Origin of the sequence: Streptosporangium sp. NPDC049078 (assembly GCF_040648855.1) — a bacterium.
GTDB lineage: Bacteria > Actinomycetota > Actinomycetes > Streptosporangiales > Streptosporangiaceae > Streptosporangium.
The window spans coordinates 81,875-98,004 of record NZ_JBEZEL010000006.1; the positions used below are offsets into that span (position 1 = coordinate 81,875).

General features: G+C 72.4%; 13 protein-coding genes. 11 read left to right on the forward strand and 2 right to left on the reverse strand.

Going from position 1 to position 16,130, the window contains the following annotated elements:
- The first annotated feature begins 54 nt into the window (after positions 1 to 54).
- From AB0B90_RS11600 to rpe, 11 genes are all read left to right on the forward strand, one after another.
- Entirely contained in the window at positions 55 to 288 is a 234-nt protein-coding gene (locus AB0B90_RS11600; RefSeq protein ID WP_362922296.1) for a hypothetical protein, read from the forward strand.
- A 136-nt stretch (positions 289 to 424) separates the two neighbouring features.
- Entirely contained in the window at positions 425 to 1,918 is a 1,494-nt protein-coding gene (locus AB0B90_RS11605) for an amidohydrolase family protein (protein ID WP_362922298.1), read from the forward strand.
- 236 nt (positions 1,919 to 2,154) lie between these two features.
- Positions 2,155 to 4,473: a primosomal protein N' gene (locus tag AB0B90_RS11610; protein ID WP_362922300.1), complete on the forward strand. Its 2,319-nt coding sequence runs from the start codon at positions 2,155 to 2,157 to the stop codon at positions 4,471 to 4,473.
- 64 nt (positions 4,474 to 4,537) lie between these two features.
- Complete coding sequence (locus AB0B90_RS11615) at positions 4,538 to 6,181, forward strand: hypothetical protein (protein ID WP_362922302.1); 1,644 nt, start codon at positions 4,538 to 4,540, stop codon at positions 6,179 to 6,181.
- Positions 6,182 to 6,221: 40 nt separating this feature from the next.
- Positions 6,222 to 7,598, forward strand: coding sequence for a hypothetical protein (locus AB0B90_RS11620; RefSeq protein WP_362922304.1), 1,377 nt, complete (start codon positions 6,222 to 6,224; stop codon positions 7,596 to 7,598).
- A gap of 201 nt (positions 7,599 to 7,799) precedes the next feature.
- On the forward strand, positions 7,800 to 8,348 hold the full coding sequence (def, locus tag AB0B90_RS11625; protein ID WP_350948063.1) for a peptide deformylase: 549 nt from the start codon (positions 7,800 to 7,802) through the stop codon (positions 8,346 to 8,348).
- 5 nt (positions 8,349 to 8,353) lie between these two features.
- Positions 8,354 to 9,283 carry a methionyl-tRNA formyltransferase gene (gene fmt / locus AB0B90_RS11630; protein ID WP_350948064.1) on the forward strand — a complete coding sequence of 310 codons (930 nt, stop codon included), beginning with the start codon at positions 8,354 to 8,356 and terminating at the stop codon, positions 9,281 to 9,283.
- Positions 9,284 to 9,288: 5 nt separating this feature from the next.
- A complete protein-coding gene (locus AB0B90_RS11635; RefSeq protein ID WP_362922306.1) occupies positions 9,289 to 10,731 on the forward strand; it encodes a transcription antitermination factor NusB in 1,443 nt (480 codons plus the stop codon).
- 137 nt (positions 10,732 to 10,868) lie between these two features.
- Positions 10,869 to 12,722 (forward strand): asparagine synthase (glutamine-hydrolyzing), encoded by a 1,854-nt coding sequence (gene asnB, locus AB0B90_RS11640; RefSeq protein WP_362922308.1) that lies wholly within the window; start codon positions 10,869 to 10,871, stop codon positions 12,720 to 12,722.
- 96 nt (positions 12,723 to 12,818) lie between these two features.
- Positions 12,819 to 13,058, forward strand: a complete 240-nt coding sequence (locus tag AB0B90_RS11645) for a twin-arginine translocase TatA/TatE family subunit (protein WP_350948066.1) — start codon at positions 12,819 to 12,821, stop codon at positions 13,056 to 13,058.
- 79 nt (positions 13,059 to 13,137) lie between these two features.
- A complete protein-coding gene (rpe, locus tag AB0B90_RS11650) occupies positions 13,138 to 13,800 on the forward strand; it encodes a ribulose-phosphate 3-epimerase (RefSeq protein ID WP_362922310.1) in 663 nt (220 codons plus the stop codon).
- A gap of 259 nt (positions 13,801 to 14,059) precedes the next feature.
- Here the strand turns inward: rpe and AB0B90_RS11655 are convergent, their stop codons facing one another.
- Together AB0B90_RS11655 and AB0B90_RS11660 are read right to left on the reverse strand one after the other, a co-directional pair.
- Positions 14,060 to 15,043 (reverse strand): oligopeptide/dipeptide ABC transporter ATP-binding protein, encoded by a 984-nt coding sequence (locus tag AB0B90_RS11655; RefSeq protein WP_350948146.1) that lies wholly within the window; start codon positions 15,041 to 15,043, stop codon positions 14,060 to 14,062.
- Between the two features lie 71 nt (positions 15,044 to 15,114).
- Positions 15,115 to 16,116 (reverse strand): ABC transporter ATP-binding protein, encoded by a 1,002-nt coding sequence (locus tag AB0B90_RS11660; RefSeq protein WP_350948068.1) that lies wholly within the window; start codon positions 16,114 to 16,116, stop codon positions 15,115 to 15,117.
- Between the last annotated feature and the right edge of the window lie 14 nt (positions 16,117 to 16,130).

The window sequence follows — 16,130 nt, forward strand, 5'->3', positions numbered from 1 at the left end:
TCGTGGAAAACCTGGCGTGCCGGAGTGCGACCTATATTCGGGGTGGCAGTTTTCATGGCGGTGCTGATGGTGACGCAGCCGGCCATGGCGGCCGCGGATTACTGTGGCTGGGGATGGGATGCGGATCCGCAGGTCGCGATACAGATGGCCATCGAGGAAGCCAAAGCGGATGAGGCCAGCGAAGGAAGGCATGACTGCGTATTTGCGGAAGAGCCGTTCGCCTACCCTCCGGGGCCGTACGACAATCCCCGGCATTACATGGGCTACGCCTTTTTGTACTGCTCGTAATTACGCATCAGGCAACCTCTGAAGGGTGATTTCGGTTCTTGGTCGGCGTGGTGGTCCGACTGTCGCGCCGGGTGGGCGGGCCATCGCCGCCGGGTAGCCTGAGCGTGTCGGTGATCACGTGCCTAATCTCTGCCTTATGTCCTCATCGTCTTCTCGCCTGTTGTTGCGCAACGCGCGGCTGGGGCCCGGTGGCCCGCTCCGCCATGTCCTGATCGTCGGCGGCCGGGTCGCGGAGGTGGCCGCGGAGCCGCCCCCCTGCGACGAGTCGGTCGACGCCGGGGGCGGCACCCTCCTGCCGGGGCTGTGGGACGCGCACGTGCACTCCGTACAGTGGGCGCAGGCCCGGCGCAGGATCGATCTGACCTCGGCGCGGTCGGCGCGGGAGGCGGTCGATCTCGTCGTCTCGCGGGCGGACACATCCGGTACGCCTGTCGCGTTCGGCGGGTCCGGTGCGTCCGGGTTCACGGTCGGTTACGGCTTTCGCGATGGCCTGTGGCCGGACACGCCGCACAAGTCGCTGCTCCAGGCGGCGGCACCCGACCGCCCGATCGTCCTGGTCAGCAATGATCTGCACACCGCCTGGTTCAGCCCGGCCGCGCTGGCGGTGGTCGGCAGGGGCGAGCACCCGACGGGGGTGCTGCGCGAGCGCGACTGCTACGACGCGATGGCGGAGATGCCCCCGCCGCCGCAGGACGAGCTGGATCGCTGGGTGGCCGAGGCCACCACCGCGGCCGCGGCGAGGGGTGTCGTGGGCGTGCTGGACTTCGAGTTCGCCGACAACGTCACCGACTGGACCCGGCGGGTGGGGTCGCGGCGGATCGACGTCCGGGTCGGCTGCTCGATCCCGGTGAACCGGCTGGAGGAGGCGATCGGCCGCGGGCTGCGTACCGGCGATCCCGTCGCCGGCGTGGAGGGCCTGCTGGAGGTCGGGCCGGTCAAGACGTTCGTGGACGGGTCGCTGAACACCAGGACCGCCTACTGCGAGGACCCGTACCCCGGCGGCGAGGCGCGCGGGCTGCTGGAGACGGCGCCCGAGGAGTTGTACGGCGTGATGGCCCTGGCGGCCGGGCACGGGATCGACCCGGCGGTGCACGCGATCGGCGATCTGGCGGTGGGCATCGCGCTGGACGCCTTCGAGCGGGTCGGCTGCCCGGGGCGGATCGAGCACGCGCAGCTCGTCCGCCCCGAGGACTTCGGGAGGTTCGCCAGGCAGGGTCTGGTCGCGGGCGTGCAGCCCGCCCACGCGCCGGACGATCGCGACGTGGCCGACCTGCACTGGCGGGGACGGACCGGCAGGGCCTTCGCCTACGCCGACCTGCTGGCGGCCGGAGCGGTCGTCGAGCTGGGCTCCGACGCCCCGGTGGCGCCGCTCGACCCGTGGGACGGGATCGCCTCCGCCGTGGCCAGGACCGACGACGAGCGGCCGCCGTGGCACCCGGAGCAGGCGATCCCGCTGCCGGTGGCACTCGCGGCGTCGGCCAGGGGACGTACGGGGGTGCGCCCGGGAGACCCCGCCGACCTGGTGATCACCGAGTACGATCCGGCCGGGCTGGACGGAAACGGCCTGCGGCACATGCCGATCCTCGGCACCCTGCTCGGCGGCCGCTGGACCCACCGCCGCTCCATCTGACCGGACCCGCGGGCGATCGCGCCGCGTCCGCTCCATCTGATCGGCTCAGCGGACGATTGCGACAGGGCCGCTCCATTCGACCGGCCCTGCGGGCGATCGCGCCGCGTCCGCCTTCCGCCGTCAGCGGCACGGGACCGGGCTGTCACCGGTACGGGGACCTGGCTGCCGGCGGCAGGGACCGGCCCGTCCCCCCGCCGTCGTCTGGAGGGGGTGCCCGGGTCTGGTAGGACAGGTGGGTGACCCACGCCAGCCCTTCGCCGGACGACGACGCCCTGCTGCCGCTCGACGCGGTCCGTGAGCGGCACGTGCCGGGCGGTCCCACGAGGACGCGGGGTGGCCGCGCCGGGGCCGTGAGGGCCGCCAGGGTGGTCAGGGCCGCTGGGACGGCCAAAGCCTCCGGGGTGGCCGAGCCGGTGAGAGGGGTGCCGGAGCCGGCCGCCGAACTGCCGGTCGCGCGGGTCCTCGTCGACACGCCGCTGCCGCACCTCGACCGGTTGTTCGACTATCTCGTCCCCGCCCCCCTGGCCGCCGCCGCCGTGCCGGGGACCCGGGTCCGCATCCGGTTCGCGGGCAAGCTCGTCGACGGGTTCCTGCTGGAGCGGGCCGAGACCACCGAGCACGAGGGCAAGCTGACCCGCCTGGAGAGGGTCGTCTCCGCCGAGCCCGTGCTCACCCCGGAGATCGCCGCGCTGGCCCGCGCCGTCGCCGACCACTACGCCGGGACCATGGCCGACGTCCTGCGCCTCGCCATCCCGCCCCGCCACGCGAGGGTCGAGGCCGAGAGCCCCACCCCGGCCGCCCAGGACCCGGCCGTCTCAAGTCCGGCCTCACCGGCTCAGGCCGCTCCGAGTCCGGTCCCGCCGGCTCAGGGCGCCCCGACCCCGGCCGACTCGATCTCGGTCACCCCGGTCCTGACCGTGTCGCCCTCGGCCGTCCCGGCCCAGGGCGCACCGGCCCGAGCCGCCCAGGATCCGGTGCGGGGAGAGGGGCCCGGGCCGTGGGCGGACTACTCGGAGGGGGAGGCGTTCCTGGCGGCCCTGGCGAAGGGGGACGCCCCCCGCGCGGTGTGGACGGCCCTGCCGGGCACCGGGGAGAGCGGGCCCGCGTGGCCGGAGGCGGTCGCGGTTGCCGCACGGGAGACCCTGCGTGGGGGCAGGGGAGCCCTCGTGGTGCTTCCCGACGGTAAGGACGTGGGTCTGCTCGACGCGGCCCTGAGCGCCGTTCTGGAGCCCGGCGCGCACGTGGCGCTCACCGCCGACCTCGGGCCCGCCGAGCGCTACCGGCGATGGCTGCGGGTGTCCAGGGGGCAGGTGCGGGTCGCGGTCGGGACGAGGGGGGCGGCGTTCGCCCCGGTCAGGGATCTCGGGCTCGCGGTCATCTGGGACGACGGCGACGACCTGCACTCCGAGCGGCTCGCCCCCTACCCGCACGCCAGGGAGGTTCTCGCCCTGCGCGCCCACCGGGCGCGGGCGGGCCTGCTCATCGGGGGATACGCCCGTACGGCGGAGGCGACCAGGCTCATCGCGGCGGGCTGGGCGGGGCCCATCGTCGCGGCCCGCGCGACGGTGAGGGCGAGGGCGCCGAGGGTCCGTCCGGCGGGAGAGGACTCGGAGCTGGCCAGGGACGAGGCGGCGAGGGCCGCCCGGCTGCCCAGCCTCGCCTGGCGGGCCCTGCGTGCCGGGCTGGAGAGCGGTCCCGTGCTGGTGCAGGTCCCCCGCCGGGGCTACCTGCCCGCGCTGGCCTGCCAGAGCTGCCGGGCGACCGCCCGCTGCGGGCACTGCGGCGGCCCGTTCGCGCTGCGCGGCGGTCACGTGGCCCCGTACTGCCGCTGGTGCGGCCGGATCGCGGGTGACTGGCGCTGCACGTCCTGCGGCGGCGCCCGGGTGCGGGCCCTGGTGATCGGTGCCCGCCGCACGGCCGAGGAGCTGGGGAGGGCCTTCCCCTCGGTGAAGGTCAAGACGTCGGGCAGGGACGGGGTGCTCGCCACCGTCGGCGCGGGCCGCGCCCTGGTGGTGGCGACCCCGGGCGCCGAGCCGGTGCCCGAGGGGGGGTACGCGGCGGCGGTGCTGCTGGACGGCTGGGCGCTGCTCGGCAGGCCCGATCTGCGCGCCGCGGAGGAGACATTGCGCCGGTGGATGAACGCGGCGGCCCTGTTGCGGACCTCGGCCGAACTGGTCGTGCTGGCCGATTCCTCACTCGCCGCCGTACAGGCTCTGCTGCGCTGGGATCCGGTGAACCACGCCGAGAGAGAACTGGCCGACAGGACAGAACTCGGTTTCCCCCCGGCGGTGAAAATGGCGACGCTCACCGGATCTCCGGCGGCGGTGCGGGAAATGATCGGCGAGATGACCCTGCCCCCGGGGGCGCAGGTGCTCGGCCCCGTCCCGGTGGCCTCTCCCAAGGGGGATCAAGTGCGGGAACGTGCCATGGTCCGGATCGCGCAGGGCTCGGGACCGGCGCTGGCCGCGGCGTTGAAAGGGGCCGCCGGAGTACGCTCCGCGCGCAAGGCGGCGGAGGTGGTCAAGGTGTGCATAGACCCCCTAGATGTGATTTGAGTTGTTTCCCCGATTCGCGGTGCTGGCAGTAAGCCGTTAATTTTCCCCTGTGTCGATCGAATGGGTGAATCGGGCCGTAGACGACCTGCGCGCGTGGGGGCGTGCGCACAGCCTTGACGTTGACGTGGACGAGGTGCGGCTGCTCTGCGACTACGCGAGTGACTATCTGGACGTGAACGAGCTGGGTGACTTCACCCCTGTCACCTTCGAGGAACTGCTGCTCAACATCTACCCGCGCAAGGTCATCGCCCCCCCGGAGAGCGCCCCGGAGACCGTCGCCGCCGCCCGCACCCTGGTCGACTTCCTGCTCGCCACCGAGGAGATCGGCGGCAAGATGGCCGTCCGGATGAGGACCGTCCTCGACCGGATCGAACCCGAGATGCCCATCGCCCTCGCCGACACCTCCCGGTTCGGCATGGCCAAGAGCCTCTTCAGCGCGATCGGCGCCGACTCGCTGGAGCAGGACGCCGGGAGCGCGATCCTCTCCGTCTCCGCGGTGCGCGAGGAGCCCGCCGTCGAGCACTGCGACTGTCCCGGCTGCTCGCCCCTTCCCCCCGTGCGCCTGGCGCCCCGCGAGACACTCGTCCAGAGCGCCCTGCGGGTGCCGCTGGTCACCGACGCGCGCAGGCTGGTCCAGTGGATGCTCGCCGGAGGCCGCACCCCGACCCTCAAGGGCCGCCTGCGGGTCCGCGACGCCGGTGAGGCGGCCGCCCAGCTCTCGGTGGCCGACCCGGGGCTGCTGTGGGAGCTCGCGGTCCACACCGGCCTGGTCCAGGTCGAGGGCAGCGCGATCTTCGACGGCGAGGACTTCGATCCGCTCGAGATCTGGGCCGCCACGGTCGAGTTCGTCGTCGAGAAGGACACCGGCGGCGCCGTGACGGGCGACGTCTCCCTCGACGAGGAGCTCTACGGTCTGTGCGACATGCTCTACCGCCTCCAGGCGCCCGTGCCGATCCCCCTCGTCAGGGACTACCTGGAGGAGATCGGCCTGGTCGAGGGCGGCGAGATCGACGTTCCCGAGGCCGTCAGGCGACTCGCCTACTGCGGGATGGCCGAGCCGGGCGAGGAACTGCTCGAACTCACCCCGCTGGCCCTGTGGGGACTGCGCGAGCTCTACACCGACCTGGGCGTCGAGGCCCCCGAGGCGGCCGATCTGACCACCGCCGACGCGCCCGAGCTCATCGAGGGGCTGCTTTCCGGAATGCCCGCCGAGATGGCCGAGGCCGACATCGGGGGCTGGCTGGAGAACAGGACACCGGAGCAGGCGGTCACCGAGTTGTTCGGTTCGGTCTCCGGCGCGCCGTCGGTCGCGAGGGGCATCGCGGTGACGATCGTCGACCGCCTCGGCCCCGACGCCGAAGAGGCGGTGCGCGCCTTCCTGGAGGAGCCCGAGCTGCGCCCGCACGCCATCCACTGGCTGAGTTCGCGCGGCCTGGCGGCTCCCACGCTCACCCAGGAGGAGATGCTCTGGATGAGCGTGGACATGCTCGCCCTGGCCATGCCCGCCGCCGAGGAGGATCCGGAGACGTTCGCCGAGAACATGTCCGCCTCGGGTCCTCCGCCACACGTGATCGAGGAGATGTGGAGGGTCGACCATCCGGAGGTCGTCGACGTCCTTGAGCTGCTCGGACGCTCCCTCAGAGATCACGGAGCGGCCAAGGCCGCCCGCAAGGCGGCCTTCAAGGCGCGTTCCCGCGCCATCGGCTGAGCCGTGTATGCGTGAGGCGCGAGTGCAGTAAGTTTCACGAGTGGCAAAGAGCGGGAACAGTGGGAACGTCTTCGACATCGGCGAACTGCGCAGGCTGGTCGACGAGCTGGGAACGGCACCACGCGAGCTGCGGGCGGCCGTTCTCGAGGAGTCCGTCACCACCACGGGCCGAGGTCGCCCCCCGCGCGGCGACGCGCTGAGCTTTCCCCCGGTCGACCTCGCCACGGACGAGGAGCTGGCCGCGCACGTCCCGCAGGTGCCGCTGGTGATCGACGCCCAGCGTGTGGCCGTCTGGACCGGCACCCGCCGGGTGACCCCCGAGGGGCTGCTGCCCGACCCGTTCACGCCGTGCGCCGAGCTCGGACTGCCGGGCCCCGCGCGGCTGCACCTGCTCTGGGTGGTCGCCGTCAACACCGGCATGCTCCGCATCGTTCGCGGTGAGGTGACGCCCGGCCCGCTCGTGCTCTCCGCCGACCTGCCGCCCCGGGCGCTGCTGGGATTCTGGGACGGCGTGGTCATGGACGTCCTCGACCGTGCCGACGACGACCTGACCGGTTCCCCGGTGATCGACGACCATCTGGCCGAGATGCTCGCCACGCTGTACGCCGTGCGCGAGGGGCTGTCCACCGCGACCCTGGTGAAGGGCATCCTGCAGTCGCACGAGGTGGCCTGCGGTGCCCGCCAGGCGGAGATGCGGGTGCTGACGGGCGCGCTTCCCGCCCAGCTGGAGTCGGCCCTGTCGCTGCTGGGCTACTGCGGGCTGGTCGAGACCTCGCGGTCAGGGCGGCCGAGGCTGACCCCGCTGGGCATGTGGGCCGTCCGCCAGGACCTGATGCGGGAGGGCCACGACGCGCCGACGGGCGCGGAGGTCGCCGTCTTCACCGACCTGGGCGCGGCGGAGCTGGTCGAGGCGATCATGAAGGGTTCCGCCGCGCCCAGCGCCGTCACCGTGTGGCTGGAGTCCCGCCACCCCGAGGCCGCCGCCCGCGAGCTGGTCAAGGTCGCCGCCTCGGGTACGGCCGGCCGCCGTGGCGCCGTGGGCACGATCCTGGAGGAGCTCGGCCCCGAGGCCGAGGCCCCGCTCAGAGAGGCCCTCTCCGAGCCCGCCATGTGGCGCTACGCCGCCTCCTGGCTGCACATCCGCCACCTGCCCGCGCCCGCCCTCACGCCCGCCGACAACACCTGGCTCGCGGTCGACTCGCTCGCCTCGCTGCTCGAGCGCGGCGACGCCTCGGAGGCGATCTGCGAGTTCGACACCCTCGAACCCGGTGAGGACCTGGTCCGGGTGATCGAGGAGATGGCTCTGGTGGACCACCCGGACACCTTCGCCGTCCTGGATCTGCTGGGTTCTCGCCACGGTGACGCGGCGGTGGCCAAGTCCGCCCGCAAGGCGGCGATGAAGGCCCGCTCCCGCTGATCCCGGCACCTCCCGGTCCCCGGCGACGGCTCGCCCGGATATGTCCGTGTCCCCGGGGACGGACGTGCCCGGGTGAACGCCCGTCCTTCCGCGGCGACGGCTCGTCCGGCCGGTCCCGTGCCCGGCCCTGAAGAGGGCCCGGGGGAGGCGGCCGCCGCCCTTAGACTGGGCGGCATCCCATGAAGTGTGAGGAGACCCCTGTTGTCCATTCAGCCGATCCGTCTTTTCGGCGATCCGGTGCTGCGCACGCCCGCCGACCCGGTCAAGGACTTCGACAAGGAGCTGCGCAAGCTCGTCAAGGACCTCACCGACACGATGATGGACGCGCCGGGAGCCGGGCTGGCCGCGCCGCAGATCGGGGTCGGCCTGCGGGTCTTCACCTACTACGTGGACGACCAGCTCGGGCATCTGATCAACCCCAACCTCGACCTGTCGGAGGACAAGGACGAGGAGGGGGAGGAGGGCTGCCTGTCGTTCCCCGGCCTGTCCTTCCCCACGCCCAGGTCGATACGGGCCGTGGCGACCGGTTTCAACATGCACGGCGAGCCGGTGACCCTTGAGGGCACCGACCTGATGGCCCGCTGCTTCCAGCATGAGACCGATCACCTGGACGGCGTGCTGTTCATCGACCGGATGGACGCCAAGCAGCGCAAACTCGCGATGAAGGCGATCCGCGAGGCCGACTGGAGCGGGCTGTCGGCCCCCACGTTCAAGTTCTCCCCGCACGCCACCCAAGGGAAGGCTCTGTAGGAACCTTGCGACTGGTCTTCGCCGGAACCCCGGACACCGCCCTGCCCTCGCTGCGGGCACTGATCGACTCGCCTCGCCACGACGTCGTCGCCGTCGTCACGCGCCCGGACGCCCAGTCGGGCAGGGGCCGCAAGGTCCATCCGAGCCCCGTCGCCGAGCTCGCCGAGGAGGCGGGCATCGAGGTGCTCAGGCCGCCCAAGGCGGGCGACCCGGAGTTTCTCGACCGGCTCACCGAGCTCGCCCCCGACTGCTGCCCGGTGGTCGCCTACGGCGCGCTGCTGCCGCAGGCCACCCTGGACATCCCTCGGTACGGCTGGGTCAACCTGCACTTCTCGCTGCTGCCGGCCTGGCGCGGCGCGGCGCCGGTGCAGCACGCCGTGCTCCACGGCGACGAGATCACCGGCGCGGCCACCTTCCGGATCGTCAAGGAGCTGGACGCGGGTCCGGTCTACGGCGTGGTGACCGAGGAGATCCGCCCCACCGACACCAGCGGGGAGTTGCTCGCCCGGCTCGCCGAGTCCGGGGCGGGGCTGCTGGCGGCCACCCTCGACGGGATCGAGGACGGCAAGCTGGAGGCCGTGCCGCAGCCCGCGGAGGGGGTGAGCCTCGCCCCGAAGATCAGCGTCGACGACGCGAGGGTCGACTGGTCCGCGCCCGCGATGCGGGTCGATCGCCTGGTCCGCGCCTGTACCCCCGCCCCGGGCGCGTGGACCGGGTTCCGCGGCGGGCGGATCAAGCTGGGGCCCGTGCGGCCGGTTCCCGACGCCTCCGGCCTGGCCCCCGGCCAGATCGCGGCGTCCAAGAACTCCGTCCTGGTCGGCACCGCCACCTACCCGGTCGAGCTGGGCGAGGTGCAGCCGCAGGGCAAGCGTCTGATGGGCGCGGGGGAGTGGGCCCGCGGCGTGCGGCCCACCGACGAGGATCGGCTGGCCTGAAGATCATGAGCAGTGGTAACGGCCGTAACGTCCCGCGCGGCGGGGGTCACGGGCCGGCGGGCGGTTCACGCGGCGCCGGAGGCAGGGGCAGAGGCGGGCGCCCGCCCAAGCCGGTCCGCGACGAGGCGCGCAACGCCGCGTACGACCTGATGCGCGCCGTCGACGAGCGGGACGCCTACGCCAACCTGCTGATGCCCGCGCTGCTGCGCGAGCGCCGCCTTTCCGGGCGCGACGCGGGCCTGGCCACAGAGCTGGCCTACGGCACCCTGCGCGGCCTCGGCACCTACGACGAGGTCATCGCGGCCTGCAGCGACCGGGCGCCCGAGGACGTCGACCCGCCGCTGCTCGACGCCGTCCGCCTGGGCGTGCACCAGCTGCTCAAAACGCGGGTGCCCCCGCACGCCGCCGTCGGCACCACGGTCGACCTGGTGCGGCTGCGTGTGGGCATCGGCGCGTCGAAGTACGCCAACGCCGTGCTGCGCAAGGTCTCCACCCGCTCTCTGGAGCAGTGGATCCCGATCGTGGCGCCCGACCCGGCCGAGGACCCGGTGGGTCACCTGGCGGTGGCCCACAGCCACCCGAGGTGGATCGTCGACGCCCTGCGCGACGCGGTGGGCGGTGACTTCGACGAGACGGCCGCCCTGCTCGCGGCCGACAACGAGCGTCCGAAGGTGACCCTCGTCGCGCGCCCGGGCCGCTCCTCGGTCGCCGAGCTTCTGGAGGCGGGCGCGGAACCCGCCAGATACTCCCCGTACGCGGCCTACCTGGCCGAGGGCGACCCCGGTGCGATCCTCGCCGTGGCCGAGTCGCGCGCGGCCGTGCAGGACGAGGCGAGCCAGCTCGTCGCGCTCGCCCTGACGCGGGTGCCGCTGGAGGGCTCCGACTCCCGCTGGCTCGACCTGTGCGCGGGTCCCGGTGGCAAGGCGGGCCTGCTCGACGCCCTCGCGACCCGGAAGGGCGAGGCGCGCCTGCTCGCCGCCGAGCTGCAGTACCACCGGGCGCGGCTGGTGTGGCAGACGACCCGGCAGGCCGCGGTGATCACCGCGGACGGCACCGCGCCGGCCTGGCGGCCGGGGGTCTTCGACCGGGTCATGCTCGACGCCCCCTGCACCGGCCTGGGCGCGCTGCGCCGCCGTCCCGAGGCCCGCTGGCGCCGCGATCCCCGGAGCCTTCCCGAGCTGGGCAGGATCCAGCGCGCCCTGCTCGACTCGGCGATCGACGCGGTACGTCCCGGCGGCGTCGTCGCGTACGTGACCTGTTCGCCGCACCTGGCGGAGACCGTCGCCGTGGTCGGTGACGTCCTGGGGCGCCGCGACGACGTCGAGGCGCTGGACGCCCGCGATCCGCTTCCCGAGGTCGAGGGGCTGGGCGAGGGGCCGTACGCGCGGTTCTGGCCGCACCGGCACGGCACCGACGCGATGTTCCTCGCCCTGCTGCGCCGCCGCTGAACGAACGCCGCCCTCCTGGCGAAGGAGGGCGGATGAGATCATCACCGCAGGTCAGAGGACATTATTTGGGCATATATCGACACTGAGGGCTGTTCGCCTGAATGTAACTGCTTCCGAGCAGGATGCGGGGTGGCGAAATGTGTGGAATCAGCGGATGGGTGGACTTCGAGCGCGATCTTCGACAGTCACGGGCCATCGCGCAGGCCATGACCGACACCATGGCCTGCCGCGGACCCGACGACGAGGGGCTGTGGCTCGCCCCGCACGCCGCGATAGGCCATCGGCGTCTCGCCGTCATCGACATCGAGGGCGGGCGCCAGCCGATGATCGCCGATGAGGACGGGCAGACACTCGCGGTCCTCACCTACAGCGGCGAGATCTACAACTTCGTCGAGCTGCGCGCGGAACTGATCGCCCACGGCCACCGTTTTTCCACCCGGAGCGACACCGAGGTCCTCCTGCGGGCCTACCTCGAATGGGGTGAGGGCTTCCCCGAACGGCTGAACGGCATGTTCGCCTTCGCGATCTGGGACGTCCGCCGCGAGGAGCTGCTGCTCGTCCGGGACAGGATGGGCATCAAGCCGCTGTACTACCACCCGCTCCCGAACGGTGTGCTGTTCGGCTCCGAGCCCAAGGCGATCATGGCCAACCCCCTGATCGGGACGCCCGCCGTCGACGCCGACGGCCTGCGTGAGCTGATCGCCTTCGTGAAGAACCCGGAACACGCCGTCTACCGGGGCATGTACGAGGTGCGCCCCGGCCACACCGTCCGGGTGACCCGCGACTTCCTGTGCCGGCGCCCCTACTGGCACCTGGAGGCCCGCGAGCACCCCGACGACCTCACCACCACCGTCGGGACCGTGCGCGAACTGCTGAACGACATCGTCACCCGGCAGCTCATCTCCGACGTGCCGCTGTGCACCCTGCTCTCCGGGGGCCTCGACTCCAGCACCATCACGGCGCTCGCCGCGCTCGGGCTGGAGGGGCAGGGAGGAGGGAAGATCAGGTCGTTCTCCGTCGACTTCACCGGATACAGCGAGAACTTCACGCCCGACGAGATGCGCGACACCCCCGACACACCGTACGTGCACGACGTCGTACGGCACATCGGCTCCGAGCACGCCGACATCGTCCTGGACTCCGCCGATCTCATGGACCCCGCGGTGCGCGCCGCGGTCCTGAGGGCGCGTGACCTGCCGATCGGCATCGGGGACATGGACACCTCCCTCCATCTGCTGTTCCGCGCCATCCGGGGTCACTCCACGGTGGCGCTGTCGGGTGAGTCCGCCGACGAGGTCTTCGGCGGCTACCGGTGGTTCTTCGACCCCGAGGCGGTCTTCGCCGACACCTTCCCGTGGCTGGCGTCCCCGGGGTTCGGACGGTTCGCGGGGGTGGGGGCGCTCCTCGACGAGGACCTGATGCGCAAGCTGGACATCCCCGGCTACCGCGCCGACAGCTACCGGCGGGCGCTCGACGAGGTGCCCCGGCTACCGGGCGAGGAGGGCCTGGAGCGGCGCATGCGGGAGATCTCCTACCTGCACCTCACCCGGTTCGTGCAGATCCTGCTGGACCGCAAGGACCGGATGAGCATGGCCGTCGGGCTGGAGGTCCGGGTGCCGTTCTGCGACCACCGGCTGGTGGAGTACGTCTTCAACGCCCCCTGGGCGATGAAGACGTTCGACGGGCAGGAGAAGAGCCTGCTGCGCGCCGCCGCCGCGGACGTCCTGCCGCCCTCGGTCGTCGGACGCCGCAAGAGCCCCTACCCCTCGACGCAGGACCCCGCCTACGAGCAGGCCGTCCGCGCGGAGGCGGCCCGGCTGCTCGGCGGCGGCCACTTCGCCGCCGCGCCGTTCGTCGACAGGGAGAAGGTACGGGCCGTGATCGACCGGCCGGAGGCGGGCGGCGGCCCTGGAGGAGGCAGGGCGTCGCTGGAGGGACTCCTCCAGTTCAACGCCTGGCTGGAGAGATACCGCGTCCGGATCGACATCTGACCCGCCCGGACCGTCGACCGTCGGCGGCACGGCGGCGCACCCCGTCCTCCGGCAGACTCCGGAGACGGGGACGCCCGATCGAAAGGAGGTCGTCCCATGGCCGACCTGGGACTGCCCGAACTGCTCATCATCGCGGCGGTGTTCGTGCTGCTGTTCGGCTCCGCGAGGCTGCCCGACGCCGCCAGGTCGGTGGGCCGCTCCCTGCGCGTCTTCAAGAGCGAGCTGAACAGGCCGGACGACCTTCCGCCTCCTCCTGGTGCGGGCGGCGGGCCGGGCGACCTGCCGCCGGCCTCCGGCGGGAGCGGCGAGAACGGGGGACCGGGCGACAGGCGGTAGCCCCTCGGCCGCGCGGTCCTGGGCGTCGCGGACCCGAGCCGGACGGAGGAGGGGGGCCCGCCGCTAGAATCGGCCAATCATGGCCGTACAGATCTCGCCCAGCATCCTGTCCGCCGACTTCGCCCGCCTCGCCGAGGCGGCCGCGGCGGTCCCCAACGCCGACTGGCTGCACGTGGACGTCATGGACAACCACTTCGTGCCCAACCTCACCCTCGGGCTGCCGGTCGTCGAGTCTCTGCTCAAGGCGACCTCGACGCCACTCGACTGCCATCTCATGATCGAAGACCCGGATCGCTGGGCACCCGGCTACGCCGAGGCCGGTGCCGGGAGCGTGACCATCCACGTGGAGGCGGCCAAGGCCCCGGTGCGTACGCTGCGCCAGATCCGCCGGGCGGGCGCTCGCGCGGGCCTGGCGTTGAACCCGGCCACCCCCGTCGAGCCGTACGAGGACCTGCTCGGCGAGATCGACATGCTGCTGGTGATGACCGTCGATCCCGGTTTCGGCGGGCAGAGGTTCCTCGACATCGTGCTGCCCAAGATCCGCAGGGCCCGCGAACTCATCGGCCGGCACGGCGGGCAGGTCTGGCTCCAGGTGGACGGCGGCGTCTCCGACACGACGATCGAGCGCTGCGCGGAGGCGGGCGCCGACGTCTTCGTGGCGGGCAACGCCGTCTACGGCGCGGAGGACCCGGCCCGCGCGGTCGACGGCCTGCGCGCTCTCGCCACCTCCGCCGAGTCGTGAGCGGCCGGCCGCCGAGCCGCTGACCACCGGATCAGCAGGCCGCTGAGCCGCTGACCACCGGATCACCCGGCGCTGGACCGCCGGCCGTCGATTCACCCCGCGGGCGGCCGTTGAGCCGCCGAGCCGACGGCACCGGCCGCCGAGGTGGCGGCCGGTGCCGGAAAACGGTGAGGATCGGGGGAAACGCCGCCATCGGACCGCCGGGTCCGCGGCCGCGGGCCAGGCGTCCCGCGGCGAGGCGCGGCGAGGCGCGGGACCGTCAGGTCTGCAGCGCCGGGTCCAGCACCACGTCCTCGCCGTGCACGGTCGGCTCCTCGGGGAAGTGGCAGGCTGTCAGGTGACCTTCCCTGTTGCCCTCCAGCCTGAGCAGCGGGGGCTCCTCGGTCGCGCACTTCTCCTGGGCCTTCCAGCAGCGGGTGCGGAAGCGGCAGCCGGACGGCGGGTTGATCGGGGAGGGCACGTCCCCGGCCAGGCGGATGCGCTCGCGCGGCGCCTCGTCCTCCAGCACCTCGGGCACCGCCGACAGCAGCGCGTGCGTGTAGGGGTGACGGGGGCGCTCGTACAGGGAGGCGCGGTCGGCGACCTCGACGATCTTGCCGAGATACATGACCGCGACCCGCTGGGAGAAGTGCCGCACGATCGCCAGGTCGTGCGCGATGAACAGGAACGCGATGCCCAGGTCCCGCTGAAGCTGCTGGAGCAGGTTGACGACCTGCGCCTGGATGGAGACGTCGAGGGCGGAGACCGGCTCGTCCGCGATGATCAGCTTGGGGTCGAGGGAGAGCGCGCGGGCCACCCCGATGCGCTGCCGCTGGCCGCCGGAGAACTCGTGCGGGAAGCGGTTGAAGTGCTCGGGGTTGAGCCCGACGATCTCCAGGAGCTCCCGGACCCGCTTCTCCCTGCCGCCGGGGGGGTTGATGCCGTTGATCTCCATCGGACCGCCGATGATGCTGCCCACCGTGTGCCGGGGGTTCAGCGACGAGTACGGGTCCTGGAAGATCATCTGGATCTCGGCCCGGATCGGCTTCAGCTCTCTGCGCGTGGCGTGGCCGATCTCCCGCCCGGCGTACCTGATGCTGCCCGCCGTGGGCTCCAGCAGCCGGGACGCCAGCCGCCCGGCGGTGGACTTGCCGCAGCCGGACTCGCCGACCAGGCCGAGCGTCTCGCCGGCGTGCACCGTCAGGTCGATGCCGTCCACCGCGTGGACCTTGCCCACCTGGCGTTTGAAGACGAGACCGCCCATCACCGGGAAGTGCTTCTTCAGGCCGGACAGCTCCAGCAGCGCCTCGCCGCGGGGTTCACCGGTTGTCTCGCTCACTTTTGGATCTCCCTCTTCTGGGCGAGGGTCAGGTAGCACGCGTCGCCGTGGCCGCGGTGCGGGGACAGTTCCGGCCGCTCGGAGCGGCACAGCTCGGGACCGGCCAGCTCCATGTAGTCGCACCGGGGGTGGAAGGGGCAGCCGGAGGGAACATTGATCAGGCTCGGCGGGGTGCCGCGGACCGGCCGCAGCGGCACGTCCACGGGGGCGCTCAGGCGGGGCATGGAGGCGAGCAGACCCCAGGTGTAGGGGTGGCGGGGCTCGCGGAGGACCTCTCTCACGGTCCCGCGCTCCACCGCCCGCCCGGCGTACATCACCAGCACGTCGTGCGCGGTGTTGGCGACCACGCCGAGGTCGTGGGTGATCAGGATGATCGAGGCGCCCGTCTGGTCCTGGAGCTCCTTGAGCAGGTCCAGGATCTGGGCCTGCACGGTCACGTCCAGGGCGGTGGTGGGCTCGTCGGCGATCAGCAGGTCCGGGTCGCACACCAGGGCCATCGCGATCATCGCGCGCTGCCGCATGCCGCCGGAGAACTGGTGGGGATAGTCGTCCACCCTGGTCTTCGGCTGGGGGATGCCGACCCGGGTCAGCATCTCGATCGCGCGGTCCCTCGCCTCGGCGCGGCTCGCGCCGGTGTGCTTGCGGTAGACCTCGGAGATCTGCCTGCCGATGGTGTGGTACGGGGAGAGCGAGGTCAGCGGGTCCTGGAAGATCATCGCGACCTTGTTGCCGCGCAGCTTCTCCATGGTGGAGTTGGAGGCGCCGATCAGCTCCTCGCCGTCCAGCCGGATCTCCCCACTGATCTTGGTGGTCTCCGGGTTGTGCAGGCCGAGCACGGTCAGGTTGGTCACCGACTTGCCGGACCCGGACTCGCCGACGACACCCAGGGTGGTGCCCTTCTCGACGTCGAACGAGAGCCCGTCCACCGCGTGGACGACGCCGTCCTCGGTGTGGAAGTCGACGGTCAGGTCACGGACCGAGAGGAAGGGAGTTGACACTTTTTTCAGAACTC